Below are 916 nucleotides of genomic sequence, written 5' to 3' on the forward strand. Positions count from 1 at the left end.
TCCCGCAACTCGGTGGCCTCGACCTACGACAACTTCCTGAAACTGCTGACGACGCAGTTGAAGAACCAAGATCCGCTCGATCCGACCGATTCGAGCGAATTCACCAATCAGCTCGTGCAGTTCAGCCAGGTCGAACAGCAGATCAACTTGAACGCCAAGTTCGATAAGCTGCTCACCTCCAATCAAGCGGCGCAGGTGCTGCAAGCCTCCAGCTATATCGGCAAGAATGTCGAAGCCGAAGGCGATGTTCTGACGGTCGAATCGCCGGCCAGCATTACCTATTGGATGACCAAAGACGCCGCGACGGTTACCGCCGTTCTGAAGGATGCGGACGGCAATACCGTGCGCACCCTCACGCCGGACGGCAAGTCGGGCAGCCATACCGTCGCTTGGGATGGCCGTAAGGACGACGGAACCCTGCTGCCGGTCGGCACCTATAATTTGATTATGAGCGCGGTCGATTCCACGGGTGCCTCGGTCGGCATTGACCTTCCGACCAGCAAGATCACCCTGACGGAAACGCCGAAGCCGCGCTTCGGTTATACCTTCGCCGACGCAGTTAATCGTGCCGAAGCGCGCATCTTCGATGATGCCGGGGCCTTGGTGCGCGTGCTGAAGATCGACTCGACCGCAGGCCGCAAGTCGGTGGTCTGGGATGGACGCGACGAAAAGAACGCCCCCGTTACGCCGGGATCGTACAGCGTTGCGATTTATGCCTATGACGCCAACGACAAACTCATCACCGACGAGAAGAGCAATCCGATCGACGCGAAGCTGACCACGGTGAACCGCGTGAAGGACATCGGCAGCACCGAAAATGGTGTTCAGCTTCAGGTCGGTCAGGACGCTTACATCAATCTCGACAAAATCGTGGCCGTTCGCGGCTAATCCACAGAAATCTATCGAAGCATTCGAG

General features: G+C 57.8%; 1 protein-coding gene. It reads left to right on the forward strand.

Features of this window, described 5'->3' with window-relative positions; translation table 11 throughout:
- The coding region (locus VZ95_RS22465) for a FlgD immunoglobulin-like domain containing protein (RefSeq protein ID WP_332308137.1) at nucleotides 1–888 on the forward strand (888 nt) is incomplete at its 5' end.
- Nucleotides 889–916 lie beyond the last annotated feature (28 nt).

The sequence above is a fragment of the Elstera litoralis genome (assembly GCF_000963705.1).
GTDB classification, from domain to species: Bacteria; Pseudomonadota; Alphaproteobacteria; order Elsterales; family Elsteraceae; genus Elstera; species Elstera litoralis.